We start from the raw sequence: 4,310 nt of genomic DNA on the forward strand, positions 1-4,310 counted from the left end.
ATTAAAACCAGCTGAAATCATCTGAAATATAAGTCCAACAATGAAAAATACAATTACAACAGCCCATGATAACCCTTTTGAAAATCTTGCAACAATTTGCAGACCCATCGCCGTAATAATCAATCCCCAAATCGTAAATACTTCAATTGAATTTAAGACAGCACCTAAAATTCCTTCCGCACCAATGATTGAATTTAAGCTAGTAAACAACTTTTCCGGGTCTCCGCCAATTATCATAAAAACAATTCCATTTACAATCATACTTATTGCGCTAATGATAAAGATGTACGTGTTCATAGAAAATAATTGCTTGAATGTTACTTCGGAACGAACAATTTTAGCGATAATAATATGTACGACTGAACTAATAAGAAGAGTGATAACCGGTGTAAACACACCAACGATCACAAAACCAATTTGGCTAAACATTGTAACCATCATCATTTCTTCTTCACTCATACCTGCTAAATTCGGGTCATTCATGAAATCGATCCCGTTCATCATTAGTAACATTCCGACAATCGTGAGTAATGTAACAATAATTAAAGCAACAATAATTTTTGGGTTTTCCCTGATTTTTTCAAACTGTTCTCGTGGATTCATTATCATCCCAAAAAGAGATGGTTTTTCTAATTTCGGTTGTTCTATCTCTGTGTTCATTTCATTTGTCATGTTTATTCAACTCCCTAAATTTTAATTAATTACTTCCATTTCCTCAGCCCACTGTTTCACCATATCTAATGTGACATTTGGGTCAATAATATTAATTGAATATCTTAAACCTCCTTCACTCCAACTAATAGAATGTAGTTCTTCAACATCAAAATATAATCCCTCTTCCCCACGGATTGTTTCTTTTTCAAAACCTGCTGCAAATATATCTTTAGTATCTTCAGTCTCTTCATCAGCGGTGAGGATGGTTAATGTCAGTAGAGGTAATCCATTTTGTTTATAATCCATTGTCACATCTTGATAACTTGGATCACCTTCTATTTCTATAAAAGAAATCTTGTCTATCTCATGTTCCTCGGTATTTGGAATATATAATACAGAAGAACTGTTCATTTTCTCCGGTATATCTGTTAACGTTATTTCCTCTCCCTCTTCATCAAAAGATTCAATTTCAACATCCTCAGGTAAATCTAGTTGGAACTGGGATTCGTCTATTTTAGCATTAAAATCTATCTTTTTGTACTCCATGTTGATTTGTAAATCTCCACTCGCTGAATTCATTTTTAATACCACCCAATGTTCCTTATCAATCCATATTTCTTGGTTATCATATAAGGATTTTTTATCTTTTTGTCTATCAGCAACCATATGAAATGTCGATCTGCCAGCAATTTCTTCTTCTCCAACGGTTTTGATATCGTGCGTATCCCGTATCATTTCAAGTAACATTTCCACTTGTTCCTTCGGATTCATATTTAATTCTTGTAACTCTTCATCTTCAAAAGAGATGGCTTTCTTTTCTTTTTCTTCGTACATTATGATTGCTTTTCCATCATTAACCGCAATAACTTGACCGCCATCATCCTCTATTTCTACACGAGACCTTTCATTTTGACGCCACTCTTTTAAAAATAATGTTTCATTTTCCCCCATACCACCAATCGTCATCTCCATTTCCCCATAATAGGACAGCTCATTTTCTGCTTCTAGTGCATTGGCAATTACTTGCTCAGGTGAAAATTGATTCATTTTCCCACAACCAACTACGAACAAAATGGATAAACTGATAAGGGCGAATATTGCTTTTTTCATACTCATTCCTCCTTCCTTTTCGGTATTGAACAAATAAAACATGCTCCAATATTTTCTTTTGACAGTGCCTCCACTTCACCGCCATGTTTCTCTATAATTTGTTTCGTAATCGAAAGTCCTAGCCCTGTACCATGTGAATCTTTTTTACTTCTCGCTTGATCCACCTGATATAACGGATCAAATAGAAAATTTAACTTTTCTTCTGGCACTCCTTCTCCTTCATTTTGAACAACAAGGTAGGCATATTTCGTAAAATCAAATGTATACGTATTTTTCACAAATTCAAACAAACCGTTTTCTAGATTACTAGCTTCAGAGAGAGTAACGATCCAAATTTTACCTAATTCAGGTGTGTGTTGAATTGCGTTCATCATTAAATTATCCGCGACTCGCATCATCTGTTTTGGGTTGACATCATAACTTCCACTGACGTTATTACATGCGAATAAATGAATTTTTTTCTTTTCACATAAAGCATCATAATCGGAAATAATCATGTCAAAAAACTCTTCTCCATCGACAGCTACCAGTTCCAGTTCGTAATCCTGGGATTGAAGTAATGTGTGGGTAATTAAATCATCTAACATTTGTTTCATAAAATCCGATTTATCAATGATTACTTTCTGATACATTTTACGTTCTTTTTCAGATAAGTCTTCTGTTACGTTTAGTGATTCCGCATATGCCTTTATTGATGTAAGCGGCGTTTTTAAATCATGGGAAATGGTTGCGACCATATATTCCTTTTCTTTTTGTTCTTGTTCAATTTCTTCTCGGGCAGCGGTAATTTGTTTTCGCATTGCATAAAAATGTTGTTTTAACTCCCCAATTTCATCTTTTCCTGTTTCTGTTTCCGCGTAAGCATTTCCACTAGCGAATGCTGACATCTCATCCATTAATCCGTACAATCTTTTATTCAATCTTCTATTAACGATAACAGCAATTGCCGCATAAATCAGAATGAAGGAAGTAACAAATAACCCAATGACAATCCAGCCGCGCTTTATAATTGTAGAAATTAATTCCTCTCTGGCAATTTCGATATCAAAAAAACCGACGATGCTCCCATCTTCAAAAACTGGTTCTTTATACTTGAAAGATCTAAGCCCCTGCTGTAACTCGTATAAATTTTCATATAATAACCTTTTGCTAGTTGCTTGCTGGACAGTGTCAAAATTTGCATTCGAGGAATATAAATTTAATCCGTCACTATTATAAAGTGAAATAGATAGTTCGCTGCTCGTTAATTTCTCAACTTCTTCTTTGGATGTTGCGGGATCATATAACGTCGGATCAATTAAAACATCTTTAAGTGACTGGATTTCAGTGTAAACATTCGCATATTCTTCAACCTTCTGTTCATTATGATAAGAACCAACCCATGCAAATAAAAAGTAAGCGGAGAAAAGCGGAAGTATCATAACGACAAAATAAGAAATGAGTAACCATGTTTTAATTTTCACAATAATTCTCCAATAAACTGATAGCCTTTTCCCCAAATAGTTTGAATATATTGCGGAGTTTTCACTGGGTCTTTTAATTTTGTACGTAATGATTTGATATGCACGGTAACCGTATGTAGTCCATCTTGATCAACTTGTCTCCATACATGTTCAAACAATTCTTCTTTAGAGAAAATTCTTTCTGGATTTTGTGCCAGTACTTTTAAAAGATCGAATTCCTTTACTGTTAATGCGATTTCTTCCTCATTAATATGTACTTTGTTTTGATCCCAATATATCGTCAATCCTTCATTAAAAGATGACTTATTTTCATGACGTGGTACTCCTTGATATCTGTTCCATCGACGTAATTGTGATTCAACTCGAGCCTTTAGTTCTTTTAAACTAAATGGTTTTGCGACATAATCATCTGCCCCAATGTCAAGGCCTTCAATTTTATCCTCATCTTCTTTTCTCGCACTTATAATAATTAATGGAATATCGCTGTTCCAACGAATGTTTTTACAAAGTGTAAATCCATCCATCTCTGGAAGCATTAAGTCGACTAAAGCTAGATCATAATGCGCTTCCTGAAAATCTTCCCAACCTTCAAGACCTGTTGTCGCCCATGTAACATGATATCCGTCGCGTACAAACATATCACGAACAACACGAGCAATTTCCGGGTCATCTTCAACTAAGAGTAAACGCGTTTGCATCGTTCATTCCTCCTGTAGTTTCTACTATAACATAAGCAAAAGGATACAATTTTAATTTTACAATATTTTTATTTTTAATTTTAAAGGTAATATTTGGAGTAGGTTTACGTTAATAAATGCGTGTTCAAAAAGGAGGATAAAAAGGACCAAGTCGGCTAACGGAAGATCCCCTGCTGCATTTAGATACATGAGCAAAGGTCTGGCACGCAGGAAAAGTGATCTTCTTTTCCAAGGAAACGCTTTAGCACGCAGAAAAAGTGCGTTCCTTTTTCAAGGAGCGGAGAAGCAAGCCAACGAGCTCACGTAGAATGTGGTGACTTCGACGTTCGACATAGGACGTGTCGGTATTTAGTCGAAGTTCCTCTAACGCAGTGTCATTTTTACC

4 protein-coding genes are annotated in these 4,310 nt (G+C 35.2%); all 4 read right to left on the bottom strand.

All coding sequences use genetic code 11. From position 1 onward, the window contains the following. On the bottom strand, positions 1 to 672 hold a 672-nt coding region (gene yknW, locus ACPYKA_RS19450; protein WP_479543851.1), incomplete at its 3' end, for a YknW family membrane protein. A 21-nt stretch (positions 673 to 693) separates the two neighbouring features. Next, positions 694 to 1,764, bottom strand: a complete 1,071-nt coding sequence (locus ACPYKA_RS19455; protein ID WP_479543852.1) for a LolA family protein — start codon at positions 1,762 to 1,764, stop codon at positions 694 to 696. Positions 1,765 to 1,766: 2 nt separating this feature from the next. Further along, positions 1,767 to 3,227, bottom strand: coding sequence for a sensor histidine kinase (locus ACPYKA_RS19460; RefSeq protein WP_479543853.1), 1,461 nt, complete (start codon positions 3,225 to 3,227; stop codon positions 1,767 to 1,769). Beyond that, positions 3,224 to 3,925, bottom strand: a complete 702-nt coding sequence (locus ACPYKA_RS19465; protein WP_479543854.1) for a response regulator transcription factor — start codon at positions 3,923 to 3,925, stop codon at positions 3,224 to 3,226. The genes ACPYKA_RS19460 and ACPYKA_RS19465 overlap by 4 nt, the downstream gene beginning before the upstream one ends. Positions 3,926 to 4,310 lie beyond the last annotated feature (385 nt).

This window comes from Pseudogracilibacillus amylolyticus (SeqCode) (genome assembly GCF_051918545.1).
Lineage (GTDB): Bacteria > Bacillota > Bacilli > Bacillales > Amphibacillaceae > Pseudogracilibacillus.